The sequence below is a fragment of the Geomonas diazotrophica genome (genome assembly GCF_019063885.1).
GTDB classification, from domain to species: Bacteria; Desulfobacterota; Desulfuromonadia; order Geobacterales; family Geobacteraceae; genus Geomonas; species Geomonas diazotrophica.
The window spans coordinates 3,210,523-3,225,424 of sequence record NZ_CP077684.1 but is presented as its reverse complement, the minus strand read 5'-3'; the positions used below and the strand labels follow the sequence as shown (position 1 = coordinate 3,225,424).

Below are 14,902 nucleotides of genomic sequence, written 5' to 3'. Positions count from 1 at the left end.
CGCGGCGCTGGCTGCAATGCAGGTAACAGACACGGTCACAGGAGCATCACCCCTGCTTTTTCAGGTAGTGGCTGCTACACCTTCTCTATCTTCGCCTTGCCCTTCAATTCGGTGATGTAGGCCGGCACCAGCTTGCGGATCCTCTCTTTTTTTAGATAGTCCACTATCTTCGGCTTCGCTTCGTCAAGGCTCACCAGCCCGGAGGGGTTCTTTTCCGTGAGCTTGATGATGTGGTAGCCGAACTGCGTCTCCACGACGTCGCTGATCTCGCCTGGCTTCATTTCGAAGGCCGCCTTTTCAAATGGGGCAACCATCTGGCCGCGTTTGAAAGTTCCCAGGTCGCCCCCCTTCTCCTTGCTGGCGCAGGTCGACTCAGTCTTGGCCAGGGACGCGAAATCGGCGCCCGCCTTAACCTTTGCGAGGAGCGCCTCGGCTTTCTCCTTGGCCTGTTTCTTCTGCTCAGGCGTGTTCTTCGCGTCTACCCCGATCAGGATGTGGCTTGCCCGCACCGTCTCGGGTCTGGTGAAATAGCTCTTCTCGTTGTCCTTGTAGAAGCGCTGCACCTCTTCGTCGCTCACCGCCGCCTGCGCCGCGAAGTGCTCCTCGATGAACGAGGTGATCACGATGTCCTTGCGCGCGTTGTTGGTCATTTCGCTCAGGGTCATCCCCGCGTCCTTGAGCGCCTGTTGAAAGGCCGCTTCAGTGGCATACTGCGCCTTGGTCTCAGCCATCCTCTGCTCCACCTTCTGCTCCAGGTCGGCGATCGGTTTTTTCTGCGCTTCCTGATAGATCAGTTCGGTGGAGGTCAATTGCTCCAGGGCCGCCTGGCTGGCCTGCGCCTGGATCTCCGGGGGGAGCGGCTGCGTCATGTTGTATTGCTTCAGCATCACCTGCATGGCCCGATCCAACTCGGCCTTGGTAATGGGGACGCCGTTCACGGTCTGTACGGCTTGCTGCACTGCCGGGGCGACTTGTGTCCCCTCCTTGGAGCCGATACCCCCGGTGGTCGTTGTGCAGGCCGTGAGGCCGAGAAGGAGCGCGGCAGCGGATGTGGCAAATTTGACGGTCAAGCGTTTCATCTAGGTACTCCTTTCGTTGTGATGTCCGTGGTGGTGTATGGCCTGCTGCACACCGCCGCTGGCGGGGCGCAGGTCGGGCTCATGCCTAGCAATTCCGAAGCCAACCGGCACTATGTCCCGTAGGGGGCGTCAGGATGGGCTTCTGCATCTGCCGGCGCGCCGCTTTAGAGGCTCGTTTTTGGGGGATTTGCCGCTGTCGGCAGAGGGTGTGGGGGAAATCGCCCAGGAGGCGTTGTCGCCCATTCTCCCCGCTCTCCCCCCCACGATTCGCACCTTCTGTTGCAGGTCGGCACCGTTAAGAACCACGGTCGGGCAAAAAGCGCCATCTGACCCAGTTTGGCCTGTATTTTGCTGCCGATGTGGGTGAATTCACCCCTTTGGGGACCTCTCCGCTCGTGGTGGCCGTCGCTGTGGCGGACATGTGAGGCTAACGGCGGGGCGACGAGGCAGGGAGGAGCATGAAGACGACAGTACTTTTTTTGTGCCTTTTGACGGTGCTTGGGGCACCTGGGCGGGCGCTGGCCGAAAGCTGCATCAGCACCGCTTGTCATACCCAGATTTCCGGACTGAAATACCGGCATGCCCCGGTGGAGGGGGGCGAGTGCTCCACCTGCCACGTGCAGCAGGGTAAGGAACATCCGGTTAAGGGGGGCAAAACCTTCAAGATCGCCGGGGGGGGCAAGGAACTCTGTGTCGGCTGCCACAGCGGCATAGCGAAGCAGAAGGTCGTGCACCCGCCGGTGAAGGAGGGCGACTGCCTTTCCTGCCACAAGCCGCACGGCGGCAGCGGCCGGTACCTGCTCGATGTGGGACCTGATCTGGGGGCTCTGTGCTTTAGTTGCCACGACCAGGCCCCTTACAAGAAGAAGTATGTGCACGGGCCGGTGGCCGAAGGGACCTGCCTCGCCTGCCACTCCCCTCACGACTCCGCCAACAAGTTTCTCCTGAAGGACGGGATGAAGGAGCTCTGTCTTGGCTGTCACGAGGACTTCGCCAAGGAGATGAAGACGGCGAAGCGGGTGCACTCTCCGGTAAAGGATAAGCCGTGCACGTCCTGCCACGACCCGCACAGCGGGGATTACCGCTATCTGTTGAAAGAGAAAATGCCGGACCTCTGCATGGGGTGCCATAAGAATTTGGATCAGCGTTTGAAGGCCTCGAAGGGTACCCACAAGCCGGTACTGGAGGGGAAGGGGTGCAGCAACTGCCACTCGACGCACTTCTCAAAGGAAAAGGGACTCCTCATCGGCGAGCAGAAGGAGGTTTGCCTTGGGTGCCATGGAAGCGACAAGGTGGGCAATCCAGCGCTCAAAAACATCGCCCAGGAGCTCTCCGGGAAGAAGCAGCAACATGGTCCCATCGCCAAAGGGAGATGTGACGGCTGTCATGATCCGCACGCCTCGAACTATGGCCGGCTTCTGACCGGCGCCTACCCGGACGGCTTTTACGCGGCTTACCGGGACGGGGCCTATGGTCTCTGTCTCAAGTGTCATGACAAAAATCTCCTCACGTTCAAGGAAACCACGATGTACACGAAATTCAGAAACGGCGACAGTAACCTCCATTTCGTCCATGTAGCAGATCGTTCCAAGGGGCGGACCTGCCGCACCTGTCATGAAATCCATGCCTCGTCCGGCGACGCCCTGGTCGCCACCGAAGGCACGAGGTTCGGTAAATGGAAGGTGCAGACACGGTTCAAGAAAACCGCCACCGGGGGCGGTTGTGCCCCGGGGTGCCACAAACCTTACCAGTACGACCGTCAGAAGCCCATCGACTACACGGCCAAGTGAAACGATCCAGCCGCTGCGTCCCCAAGGCCGGGTCCCCCAGAGGGTGACCCGGCCGTTTTTTATTTTGGCAGGTCCGCACACTGGGGGAAATGCCACAGCTTGCCCCAGGCTTTTTGGGCCTTACTCCCCAGCTTCCTCCATCCGCTGCTTCTCTTCGTGCGGTTGAACTCTGTGATTTAGATCACTTACGTAAATATTTCACTTGGCACTCAAGTTGCTAAATAGAGACTCGTCAGATCGTGGGGGCGCTACTCTGGGGGGAGAGCGCCGCCCCAAGAAATGGATGAAGAGGAAGAGAGCCAGTTGGAAATGTTTTTAACTGTAATTGAATCTATTAAAGCCAAAGGAGAGAAAAACATGAAAAAGCAGGCAACCGCCCTTACCGCCCTTGCAGCACTCGCCCTCGGGGCGACCATCGCCTACGCAGGCTCCACCCCGGGTTCCGGTATCGTGGGCTCCAAACACGACATGTACGACCTGGCAGTTAAAAAAGGCGCCGACTACGGCACCCCCGACAGCCAGAAGCGCGTGTGCGCCTACTGCCATACCCCGCACCACAAGGTCGACTCCACCGTGGCCGACTACAACCCGCTCTGGTCCCACACCATCGAGGAAAGCACCGGCTTCCAGGCGTACGCCAGCTACACCTTTGACGGCGTGGTCGCCGATCCCCTGGTCGGCCCGAGCCGCCTGTGCATGAGCTGCCATGACGGCGCCATCGCCATCGACCAGCACTACGGCATCCCCGGCACCATGAACACCTCCAACACCCACCTGACCGGCGACAGCTGGGGGCAGGTCGCCGTCGGTTCCGGCCAGAGCCTCGCCGGCGACCACCCGATCGGGTTCGACATCTCCGCCGCAGCCTGGCAGGACGCGGGCGCTGGCGTTGGCGGTATGCCTATCTTCGGTGGCGCCATCAACACCACCCTGCAGACCACGAACCCGAAGCTGACCGGGCAGCCGTTCACCAGCATCGGTTTCGACACCAAGGACGGCAAGCTGATGTTCACCTGTGCCTCCTGCCACGAGGTCCACAACAAGGACAACCAGGAAGCCTACTTCCTGTACGAAAAGCAGGAAGGTTCGGCCATCTGCCTCATGTGCCACAACAAGTAATCCGGGTTTACGAGATTTCATGGGAGGGGCCGCTTCTGGGCGGCCCCTTTTTTATGAAAGTATCCGCATTTTTGAGTTTTGATACATGCGAGAAATGTGATATCGTCTCGACCCGCGGAGTTCAAAACGAAGAAGGAGAAAAAGGATGGTCCGTTCGATGTCACGCGCCCGACTAGGTCTTTTTGCTGCTGTTTTTTCGTTGTTGCTGTCCGGGTGCGCCGGCACCCGGGGCGCCCGGGGCCCGGTCTTCTTCCCGCCTGCCCCCGACCTGCCGCGGATCCAGTATCTGGGCGGTTTCAGCAACTCCGCCGACGTCGAGGGAAAGGACACCTCCCTTTCCCTGCTGTCGATCGGCGGCGTGGATCAAAAGAAGGTGATCCCGATCGTGAAGCCGTACGGTGTCGCCGTGGGGAAAGGCAAGATCTACATAGCGGACCTCGGGGGACGGGTGCTGATCGCGGACCCGGCCAACAAGACCTTTACCCGGCTAAAAGGCGATAACGGCATCGGCAAGCTCAAGAAGCCGATCCAGCTCGCGGTCGACGAGCTCGGGTCCCTTTTCGTGGCAGATAACGGCAGGAAAGAGGTGCTCGTCTACGACCCGCAAGGCGAGTTCGTCAGGGCGGTCGGGCTAGGGGGGGATGCAGCCCCGGCCTCGGTGGCGGTTGACGCGGAGAGGCTTTACGTGCTCGACACCCGCAAGGGCGCCATCAGGGTGTTCGACCGGCAAACCTTTGAACAGGTGAAAGAAATCGGCACCGGTGACAGCGCCGAGCAGTCCCTTAGCCTGCCCATCACCATGGCCATAGACTCAAAGGGTGTCATCCGCGTCACCAACGCGGGTAACGGCAAGGTGATGTCCTTCGACAAGGACGGGCACTTCATCACGGCGTTCGGGGACATCGGTGATGGTTTCGGCCAGTTCTCCCGTCCCAAGGGGATCGCCGTCGACGACAACGGGTACCTCTTCGTCGTGGATGCCGCCTTTCAAAACGTCCAGGTCCTCAACGAGAAGGGGCAGATCCTGATGTATTTCGGCGGGGTCATACCGTACGGCGGCATGAACCTTCCCGCTGGCGTCGCGGTAGGCAAGGACACTAGCGGGTACTACCAGGGGCTGGCCGAAAAGAATTTTGAAGTGGAGCAGATCGTCGTGGTTGCCAACCAGTTCGGAGACCCCAAGATAGGCATTTACGGCTTCGGCAAGCAAAAGGGCATCGACTACGACAAGGAGTACCAGCGCATCCTCAAGGAGCGTCAGCAGAGGATTCAGGAGCTCAAGGAGAAGCAGAAGGTTGCGCCGGCTTCCGGCAAAGAGACAGGAACAACGGAAGCAAAATGAGTAGGTGGGGGGGACAGCGCCGCGTCAGGCGCGGCGGCAGAAGAGCCATGCTCATCTCTTTAGTGGGCATGGTTGTCGGCCTTGCCGGCTGCGGCAGCACTGGGCATCGGATGATGACCATCTTCTTCAACGAAGTGCCGGCATTTCCGGGAAGCGACGAGTATTGCAGCGACTACGGGAGCGGCAAGACACCGACTGGTTCCAAGGAGCAGCAAAAGGACGTCACCCTGGTACTTCACCTTCCCTACAAGGAGAAACGCTGCCCCGACTGTCACAGTCAGGAAAAGGATGTAAATGACGGTCTGGTGGCCCCACGCAACAAGCTCTGCTTCAAGTGTCATCCCGAGATCGCAAAGCATCCCCGTGTGCATGGCCCGGTAGCCGATGGGGATTGCCTTGCCTGTCACCTCCCCCATTCATCCAGCAACCCCGCTCTTTTGATTACCAGTCGGGACCGGATCTGCGCCGAGTGCCACACAGAGCAGCGGCTGGCAGCGACCATGCATGAACGGCTGAGCCGCAAGGGGATGGTTTGCGTGGATTGCCACGACCCGCACTCGAGTTCGAGCAAAATCTTTCTGAAGTAGAGGGTTTCTTGAGATCTGTTTGCCCCGCCATCGTGCTCGCCTGTTGCGTCACCGCTCTTCCCGCGGCAAAGGCGTGGGGGGCGGATCGCGCCTTGCTTCAACTTTTCGGGATCCAGCAACTGGTGACGCTCTCCTACCAGTACGACGACTTCCTTCAGGAGGGCGCGCATTCCAAATCTTCGACCAGCCGTCACACGCCAGCCGAGAAATACGAGATCGAGACAAACTACGCGGTCTATGACGATTCGCTGCTGTACGGCAAGATCTCTCTTGGAGCCGAGGCTCAGCAGCAACAGACCAGCACCTCACAGGGGAGCGGGAAAGGCAGCGATTTTCAGTACGACTACAACCTCAACGGCTCCTTTTTCCGTTACATGCCGCAATCGGTCTATTTTCACCTCAATTCCGATACCCTCCATGTCAGCCCCTTGTTCGCCAGCAGCTACCAGCTCCAAAGCTTGCGGCAAGGTGTGGCCATCTCCGCCAAAAACGACCTCCTGCCGGCCACGCTTTCCTTCGAACACGGCAATCAGGAGACCTCGGGACAAAGGGAGGATCGCCGGGAATCGCTGCACAGCGTCACCGCGACGGTCGCCCACTTCGCCAAAAACAGAATGAGCGACAGCAACGCGAGTTTCTCTGCCGAGCAAAACACCAGTGAAAACCTCTCCACCGGGAGCATCCAGAATCAGCATGTGGTTTCGGGTACCCTCACCAACCGGTTGGAGCCGTGGCCAACGGCGCCATACAAGAAGACGCTCGACTCGATGTTCCGGTGGACCCGGGAAGAGGGGATTCACAGCGGCAGATTCATCGACCTGAAGGAGGGGGCCAATTGCGAGCTGGGCAAGGTGCTCCGGCTCACCATCGATGGCAACCTGAACTCGACCTCGTCCGACAACCAGGGCAGCGACCTGCGCAGTGTGGCTACGACCCTGGAACACAGGCTTTTGGACACCATCACCACCAGGCTCTCTGGCGATGCCAGCTCCACCACCCTCGACACGGGGAGCCAGGACTCGTACGGCGGGGGGATCAACCTGACCTATTTCAGGCGCCTGCCCAGCGAAAGCGATCTCCAGGTGCAGTATGGCTACAGTCAGCACACCTTCAACAATCAGTTTAAAAGCGGCGTCGTCTTCTACCGCGACCGGCGCCTTAACGGCTCCGCCAACGAGGTCGAAAACTATCTGCCCAGCGAGGACATCATAGCGTCCACCATCGTGGTGTGGAACGCAAGCCGAACCAAGACCTTCGTCGCCGGGACCGATTACACGGTCGTGCCCGATGGGCGCCGGACCCGGCTGCGCATCGAACCCGGCCAGGGAATCGCACTGGGGGAGGCCCTCTCCGTCGACTACAGCACCAACGTTAACCCGCTGCTTAAATACCTGAACGAGACCCAGAGCGTGAACGCATCACTGAGGCTTGGGCGCCTGTATACCTTTACTGCCGGCTACAGCCGCGCCACCATCAAAAAGCTTGCCGGCGAGGACAACGTCGCCCCGGTCGGTTCCTCCAACAGCTACACGGCGCAGGCGGAGCGCAATGACACAAACTACCGTACCGGCCTTTTGTACAGCAAGCTCTCCTCGATCTCGCTGAACGAGGAGAGGCTGGAGGGGTACTGGAAGTACAACCGGGAACTGGAGGAGGGCGCTGTCGCCCTGAACGTCTCGGACGTCCTCACCTCGTACAAGAAGACCGAGTCGGGCGGGGTGGTGAGTGAGGGGGGGCAGAACAACATCTTCCTGACCAGCGGCATGTACCGCCGCATTTTCAGCGAACGGCTCAAAGCGAGCGTCTCGGGGCAGTACGAAAACACCTCAGGGCGCTCCTCCAGCCAGCAGCTTCTTTCCACATGGCTGCTCGGCAGCTACAGTCTTGCCCGCGCCGAGATCGATTTCAGCGTCCGGATGGACTGGCGCTTCTACAAAGAGCAGTATCAGCGCAATGCCACTGCGCGCATCGAGCTGAAGCGTTACTTCTAGGAGAATGTGATGGGAAACAGGATCGCGATTTTTCTTCTGGGCGTCCTGCTGGTGCCGGCGCTTGCCGGCTGCCTTGCCCGCCAGGCCGAGGTGCGCTCCGAGCCGCTTTGGGTGGTGTCGCGTTCACAGCGACCGCTGCAGATACGCTGGGTGAAGGAGATCAGCACCAGCACGGATGCGGTCTACAACCCGGCTCCGTTGACGGCCGTGAAAGAGTTCCTGGTAGGCAAGGAACCGGTCCGTTTCGAGAGGCCCTATTCAGTACACGTGGACAGGCGCGAGAGGATCTTCGTCAGCGATCCGGATTCCCACCGGGTGCACGTGTTCGACCCCGAGCGCAGGGAATACAGGGTCATCCGTCCCCAGAACGGGGTCGGGCTGGTGTCACCTCTTGGTCTTGCCAGCGACGACGCCGACCATCTCTACATCACCGATTCGGCAACGGGATGGATCTACCGCTATCACGTCGATGAGGACCGGCTGGAGCGCTTACCGTCGCAGAAACTCAAGCGGCCCACCGGCATTGTCTTCGACACCTACCTGCGCAGGCTTTTCGTGGTTGATACCCTAAGCCACCAGGTGGTGGTCATGGATCCGGAGGGGAAGGTGCTGTACCGGATCGGGCGCAGGGGGGACGGCGCGGGGGAATTCAACTATCCCACCGATATCACCATGGACAAGTGCGGGCGGATCGTCGTGAACGACACGCTCAACTCGAGGATCCAGGTGTTGACCCCCGCAGGGAAATTCCTGCTCTCCTTTGGCGGGGTGGGGGCGGAACCTGGCTCTTTTCTGCGTGCCAAGGGGGTGGCCGCCGACAGTTCGGGCGCGATGTATGTGAGTGATGCCATCACCGATACGGTGCAGGTCTTTGATTTCCGCGGACGGCACGTAGCCTCCTTCGGGCAGAGCGGGAGCCGCCCCGGCGAGTTCTGGATGCCGATCGGCGTTCACATCGATCAGGATGACCGGCTCTACATCGTCGACTCCTACAACAAGAGGATCCAGATTTTCGAGGGGCTATCCATGGACCCCCTTGAGGCAAGGAGTGAGAAGTGAAAGCAACCGTGGCCATATTACTGCTCGAAACCGCATTTCTGGCGCTGGGCCAGGCAGCCTACGGCTCCTCGTCCGTTGTTAACACAAAACACAACCTTTCTGTGAGTGGTCCCGGTGAGCTTAAATCAACCGTTGAAACTCGTGTCTGCATTTTCTGCCATACACCCCATCATGCAAACGAGGACAAGCGCCTCGAGGTGAACCCCTTGTGGAGCAGGGAGGCGTCTTCCGTCACCTACGATCCCTATTTCTCCGAAACCATGCAGGCGACTACCAAGCCGGGCCAGCCGACCGGCACCTCAAGGCTTTGCCTCAGCTGTCATGATGGATCCATCGCCCTCGGCATGCTCAAGGGAAATTATCAGCTTCCCGGAATCACCTCGCGCATCACCCCGGACCGCAGTTCCTACATCGGTTCGGACCTCAGGAACGATCACCCCGTTTCTTTTCCCTACGACAGCATGCTTTCCACTAAAGACCTGGAGCTGAACGCACCTTCCACGCTGCCCCCGGAAATCCGGCTGGAGAGGAACACCAATTTTGTCCAGTGCACCACCTGTCACAACCCGCACAAGGATCCTTCTCCTCCCAACAGCAAGTTTCTGGTGCTGCCCAACTACAAAAACGGCACGCAGCTCTGCATCGCCTGCCACAATAAATCCGGCTGGAGCGCCAACGTCCATTCCACTGCCGATGCCACCAAGCTCGATGGCTGCGAGATCTGCCATAAGCCCCACGGCGCCAACGGTGTCAACTACGCGCCTTTATTGGGTAACAGGTATGAGTACCGGACCCAGCACCAGTATGATGCCGGGGGATATAGCCTCTGTCTTAGGTGCCATGCGGAGGCAGACATCCTTGACCCGCTGCACCCCGAGAAAACGAAGTTCCCTAAGCACTACTCACACGTGGTAACCCAGGGGTACCCGTGCATTGCCTGCCACCCCTCTCATGGTGTCACTATCAACGATGCCGCTCATGCCCATTTAGTCGAATTTTCAAGTATCTTTGTCACGAGCGGGACCTACGACTCTGTGACAAAGAGCTGCAACGTCACCTGCCATCCCACCACTCACCTCACCAACCCGAAGTACTACTGATACCACCTTCAAAAGTCGTATAGGGTAAATCACCCAGTGTATTGTCTGGTGTTGGGTTATTTACCCTATCGTTTTCCGCTCCGATCCTCTCTGGTAACCTTCGCCTCGTGTTTCTCTTCGTGACCCCAGTCTCTCAAAAGCCTTGAAGTTGCTGCTGTTTTAACGGTACGGCGGTTTCTCCTGTCTGAGGCTGCAACGAAATGGGCACAGACAGTGCTATAGGGTGAATTGCTCTCTTCCGGCACATGACACGCGACGTGTCCCGGCCCCCACCGGTGTCGTTGGAAACATTCAATGCAGCCGTAGTGAAATAATCAAAAGGAGATCGTAATGAGACAACCGACGAAAAAGGCTGTGAAAGCCACCGTCGTCTCCACCGCGGCGCTTATGTCGCTTGCGGCAGGGTCGGCTCTGGGTTACAACGCCTCGCACGAGAACATCGTGCTCAAGAACCCGGCTGGCGATTTAGTGCAACTGGACGCCAGCGGGAAAGGCCCCGCCTACAGCGTGAAGACCACCTGCTTCGGTACCGTAGGGTGCCACGGCGATGCCACTGCAGCCGGCAATGCAACCTACAGCTACGACGAGATCGAGCGCCACTCCTACCATGCCATGAACGGCACCAACGAGCTGCGCGGCTTCAACAACTGGAACCCGGACGGGATCACTCCGGACGGCAACGCCGACGCCTTCCGCCGCGGCGTGAGCCCGCAGGGCAAGAACTGGGTCCAGGGTCCCGGCCATCTGGGGAACTGGTGACCGCCTTCTGCTCGACAGTTGTCGAGACTTTTCAAAGACTCCTTCGGCATGACCTATGACCAGACCAACGGCAAGTACATCAGTGCTTACTTTGGCCAGACGGCTACTTCTGCCAATCCCAACCTCGCCACCTTGACCAACGAGACGCAGGCCTATATCCCCTTCCCCTTCAGCGGCCTGGACGGCCTCAAGCAGTCGGCCGACCTCACCGCGCTCGGTAACATGAACGACTGCGCGGAGTGCCACGTAGGCGGCGGCGGGATGGAATACATTCCCAAGTACATTGCCAACGGCAGCATCGGCTCTCCCCTGGGGACCTACGCTGCCGGCGTCGTCGGCGGTCCGCTGAGTGGTGGGGCGTATCCCGGTTCGGCAGCCCCGGACCCGGCCAACCGCGTGCCGCTGCGCAGCGCGGGTCTGCTGGACACCGTCTACACGGCCTTCAACTACCTGATCGACGTCTTCGGTCCGAAGGGTGACGGCAAAGGCGCCACCTACGAGCCCAAGTACAACAACTTCGCCCAGTCCGGCGTCCTGGAAATGGACTGCCTCGCCTGCCACCAGCAGGGGTACAACTGGGAGGCCCGCAAGCACGCCGTACGCGCCCTCGGCTTCGACGCCTCGCGCGTGACCGGCGCCGGCTTCGGCACCTACTCCACCGGTTCCACCCCCTCCACGACCGTTACCTATGACCTCTCCAAGCTCGTGGCCGCTGAGGGCGGTGGCTACAAGCTCTCCACCACTGAAGGTGCCAAGATCCTCGGCGTCCCTGCCTCCGAGAACTGCGCCTCCTGCCACGCCGCCACCCAGAAGGAGAAGTACCAGGTCGAGTGGAAAAAGCGCGGCGACTACTGGGGCGCCTCCGAAGTCCACGGCAACATCGGCTGCATGGGTTGCCACGAGCGCAACACCCTGACCGCTACCGGGGAAATCGACAAGACCACGGTCGGTACCAGCGGTATCGCCAACAACGCTGCGGCCAACAAGAAGCTCGGCCTTTGCGACCCCGCCAAAGGCGGCGATTCCGGTTACGATGCGCAGTGGAACGCCATGGACAAGGTTGCTTTCAAAAACTGCGCTGATTGCCACCTGAGCACCGCCGGCAACGGCAAGACCTACGGCGCACCGAACCCCACCGCAGCGCACGCCGCGAAAGGGCTCACCGCCATCGTGGCGCAGAAGCAGTTCAATGCCTCCGGCCAGTTGGTCAGCAACGGCGTCGCCAATGCAAGCCACCTCGACATCATCGATTGCACCGTCTGCCACTCCAGAAAGACCGACGTTCAGCTCCCGCTGTACGACGCCAACGGCGTGTTCAGGAGCTACACCTCCTTCCACATCACCGGCGGCGCCATGGTTGACGGCACCGGCAAGGATGAAGAAGGGCGTCTGGCAACCCACGACACCGTCAACGTCGAGCGCGAGATGTACGACAACTACTCGCTCTACTGGAACAACGGCAAACTCTTCCTGGGGAGCTTCCTGACCTCCTTCTTCTGGCGTGATATGAACACCATGCTCGATGCCAACAAGGATGGGCGCGGCCCGGGTCTCGACCCGATCCTGCCGACCCACATCGCGCGCATCAACGTCGCCAACAGCGACCGCAACAGCCTCACCCACGATGGCGTGGTAACCGGCGACGAAATCGCTGGGCACATCAGCACCATCACGGCGCAGCTCCCCGCCATGATCGGCAATCCGACCGAACCCCCGATCATCAAGCTGTCCGCCCTTGCGGTCCCCTTCAAGTGGACCCACAACGTTTCTCCGGCCGCGGAAGCACTGGGCCAGAGCTGCGCTGACTGCCATAGCGCTTCCAGCACCTTCCTCAACAAGAAGGTCGTGGTATCGCCGAAGACAAACTTCACCTACAATGCCGGCCAGTTGGTGAACTACGCCAAGGTCAACGGTTCGACCCAGCCTACCGACATGCATCCGAACGTGGTGAACAAGGCGGGCAACCGCAGTGTTGCCGTACCGATCTTCACACCGACCGCCGCCGGCAACCTCTCCGACGACACCCAGGCGGTCCAGCGCGCGGCCATGATTTACGAAGGGACCTTCACCAACATCAACACCGGCTTCAGCACCACCGCGATCACCGGCAGCACCCGTCCCGCTGTGGGTGTGGCCAACAGCCCGTGGTACGACGCCACCAACAAGAGCACCGGCACCGCCGGCTGGGTGACCAAGCTCGACGTGAAGGAGACAGCGACCGGCACCGTCAAGTCCTACACCTTCGCCAACACCGACAACACCATGACCAATGTTGCCGCCCTGGTCGCCCACATGAACAGCGTCGGCTTTGCCAACAACAGCCACGGCTACGGCTTCACCATCACCGACGGTGGCTCTGAGCAGCTCGTCATCACCCCGGCTGCAGGCTACGAAGTGCGTGTGAACCCGCAGACCGATGTCGGGCCGCTCGGCCTCTCCGGCGCACTCTACGCCGCACAGAAACTGAAGGGCGTGAACAACCTCGAGTATGTCGGCCGTGGCGACTGGCTCACCTACTTCAACAACATCACCGCTGCAGGTACCGGTATCGGCATCGACCCGGTGGCAGACATCGCTACCGTTGCCGGCCAGGCAGCAAACGGCGGCAGCCAGATCATCACCGTGACCCAGGGCGCAACCGTCAACCTGGTCGCTGCCGACGCGGCTTCGGCGGGTAGCTTCACCTACTCCTGGCTGCTCAACAGCGGGGCTTCCCTGCCTGCCGGCAAGAGCATCTCCTACAGCTTCCCGACCACCGGCCTCTTCACCCTGACCCTCAACGTGGTCGACGAGGAAGGGAAGTTCTCCACCGTGAACCAGCAGGTCAACGTCGTCGCTGCGGACCCGGTCACCGTCGGTACCATTACGGTGGACGCCGCCAAGGCAACGACCATCCCGCTGACCATCAGCGGTCCTTACACCTCCGTTACCTTCGCGTGGGGCGACGGTAGTGCCAGCACCACCTCCACCGACACCAGCGGTTCCATCAGCAAGAGCCACACCTACGCGCGTTACGCCAAGTACGCCGTGGCCGATGCTGATCCGAACACCGCCGGCAACCAGGCCGGGTACAAGTGGACCACCAACATCCGCGTCTACAACGGCTCGACCCTGGTATCCAGCAAGAACGTGGCGGTGTACAACCTGCAGTAAACGCTGACTTGTCCGACTCTGATGCAATGCAAAGCCCGAGGCGAAAGCTTCGGGCTTTTTTTCGGCGGTTTGCAGTGGCGCCGGAGGGGAGGGGGGCGGAGATGGTGCAAAAAAAAACGGCCCGGTGGGCCGTTTCAGCTGGGGAATCAGGAGGAGAGGGGGGCGGTCACTTCCATGAGTCGACGTCGATCAGCCCCAGCTTGGCAGCGTACTTGACGAGTTCGATCTTGCTGTGCACCCCAAGCTTTCTCATCAGGTTGGTGCGGTGGTTGTCGACCGTCTTCACGCTCAGGACCAGGCGACGTGCAATCTCCCTGGTCGGCACCCCTTCCGCCACCATGCGCATCACCTGCTGTTCGCGCGGTGATAAAAGGCCGTAGCACTCGTCCTGCGAGCCATGCTCCTTGCGGGTCCCCGCCATCAGCTTGCCCACCGTCTCCGGCGAGATCTGGCCGTCAAGGAAGAACTCCCCGCGGGAGAGCGCATCCATGGCCTGTATCAGGCGGGTACTGGTCGTTTCCTTTACCACGTAACCCCGCGCACCGGCCTTGAACGCCTCGGAGATGTACTCAACCTTGGGGTGCATGCTGAGCATCAGTACCCCGATCTTGGGAAACTCCATTATGATCTCGCGCGCCGCATCGATGCCGCTCATGTCGGGAAGCGAGATGTCCATGGTGATCAGGTCGGGCTGCAACTCACGCGCTAAAGCGAGCGCCTCTGCCCCGCTGCCGGCCTCTCCGATGGTGTGGTAGTCGGTACTGCGTTCCACAAGACTCTTCAGCCCGTCCCGGAACAGGGGATGGTCGTCGACGATCAGGACGCTCTTTTTGCGCATCGCGCACCTCGCATAGTTTTTACTTTCGTGCCAGCCCGTGCGGCGAGGTGGCAAAATGCATTCCCAATAGCACCATGGCCAAGGA

11 protein-coding genes are annotated in these 14,902 nt (G+C 60.2%); 9 read left to right on the top strand and 2 right to left on the bottom strand.

Translation table 11 applies throughout. The features are described 5' to 3' along the window. Window positions 1-74 precede the first annotated feature (74 nt). Window positions 75-1,079: a peptidylprolyl isomerase gene (locus KP003_RS13985; protein WP_217299717.1), complete on the bottom strand. Its 1,005-nt coding sequence runs from the start codon at window positions 1,077-1,079 to the stop codon at window positions 75-77. A gap of 458 nt (window positions 1,080-1,537) precedes the next feature. On the opposite strand from KP003_RS13985, the gene KP003_RS13980 reads away from it, so the two are divergent. The 9 genes from KP003_RS13980 to KP003_RS13940 all read left to right on the top strand — a co-directional run bounded on the left by KP003_RS13980 (window position 1,538) and on the right by KP003_RS13940 (window position 13,979). Further along, window positions 1,538-2,869: a cytochrome c3 family protein gene (locus tag KP003_RS13980; RefSeq protein ID WP_216788860.1), complete on the top strand. Its 1,332-nt coding sequence runs from the start codon at window positions 1,538-1,540 to the stop codon at window positions 2,867-2,869. 357 nt (window positions 2,870-3,226) lie between these two features. Further along, window positions 3,227-3,988: a cytochrome c3 family protein gene (locus tag KP003_RS13975; protein ID WP_217299716.1), complete on the top strand. Its 762-nt coding sequence runs from the start codon at window positions 3,227-3,229 to the stop codon at window positions 3,986-3,988. Window positions 3,989-4,133: 145 nt separating this feature from the next. After that, on the top strand, window positions 4,134-5,330 hold the full coding sequence (locus KP003_RS13970; protein ID WP_217299715.1) for an NHL repeat-containing protein: 1,197 nt from the start codon (window positions 4,134-4,136) through the stop codon (window positions 5,328-5,330). Continuing rightward, window positions 5,327-5,917 (top strand): cytochrome c3 family protein, encoded by a 591-nt coding sequence (locus tag KP003_RS13965; protein WP_239027539.1) that lies wholly within the window; start codon window positions 5,327-5,329, stop codon window positions 5,915-5,917. Before KP003_RS13970 ends, KP003_RS13965 begins: the two co-directional genes overlap by 4 nt. Before the next feature lie 8 nt (window positions 5,918-5,925). Further along, window positions 5,926-7,908 carry a hypothetical protein gene (locus KP003_RS13960; RefSeq protein ID WP_217299714.1) on the top strand — a complete coding sequence of 661 codons (1,983 nt, stop codon included), beginning with the start codon at window positions 5,926-5,928 and terminating at the stop codon, window positions 7,906-7,908. 9 nt (window positions 7,909-7,917) lie between these two features. Beyond that, the gene (locus KP003_RS13955; RefSeq protein ID WP_216788850.1) at window positions 7,918-8,967 is read left to right on the top strand and encodes a 6-bladed beta-propeller; all 1,050 of its coding nucleotides are present in this window, start codon (window positions 7,918-7,920) and stop codon (window positions 8,965-8,967) included. Next, window positions 8,964-10,067 (top strand): cytochrome c3 family protein, encoded by a 1,104-nt coding sequence (locus KP003_RS13950; protein ID WP_216499678.1) that lies wholly within the window; start codon window positions 8,964-8,966, stop codon window positions 10,065-10,067. The genes KP003_RS13955 and KP003_RS13950 overlap by 4 nt, the downstream gene beginning before the upstream one ends. Window positions 10,068-10,397: 330 nt before the next feature. Beyond that, a complete protein-coding gene (locus KP003_RS13945; RefSeq protein WP_216499679.1) occupies window positions 10,398-10,826 on the top strand; it encodes a cytochrome C in 429 nt (142 codons plus the stop codon). Window positions 10,827-10,874: 48 nt separating this feature from the next. After that, window positions 10,875-13,979 (top strand): PKD domain-containing protein, encoded by a 3,105-nt coding sequence (locus tag KP003_RS13940; RefSeq protein ID WP_217299713.1) that lies wholly within the window; start codon window positions 10,875-10,877, stop codon window positions 13,977-13,979. 166 nt (window positions 13,980-14,145) lie between these two features. On the opposite strand, the gene KP003_RS13935 is transcribed toward KP003_RS13940, so the two are convergent. After that, the gene (locus KP003_RS13935; RefSeq protein ID WP_216788844.1) at window positions 14,146-14,817 is read right to left on the bottom strand and encodes a response regulator; all 672 of its coding nucleotides are present in this window, start codon (window positions 14,815-14,817) and stop codon (window positions 14,146-14,148) included. Window positions 14,818-14,902 lie beyond the last annotated feature (85 nt).